Raw genomic sequence first — 207 nt, forward strand, 5'->3', positions numbered from 1 at the left:
GTACCTGGCCAAAACCGTTTCGGCCATGCGCGACGTGTGCATCGCGCGTTACGAAGCATTCGGCACCGCTGGCAACGCCTCGAAGATCAAACCGGTCTCCCTGGACGCCATGTTCGAACGCTACGCCCGTGGCGAGCTGGATGCCAAGATCAACTGAGTTGATCGAGCATTGAAGAAACCCGCAGAAATGCGGGTTTCTTTATAGTC

Annotated in this window: 1 pseudogene; it reads left to right on the forward strand. The window is 56.5% G+C overall.

From position 1 onward, the window contains the following. Positions 1–157: pseudogene (locus IV01_RS26060) on the forward strand (fructose-1,6-bisphosphate aldolase); the annotation flags it as partial. Positions 158–207: the final 50 nt, after the last annotated feature.

Origin of the sequence: Pseudomonas syringae (assembly GCF_000737245.1) — a bacterium.
Lineage (GTDB): Bacteria > Pseudomonadota > Gammaproteobacteria > Pseudomonadales > Pseudomonadaceae > Aquipseudomonas > Aquipseudomonas syringae_J.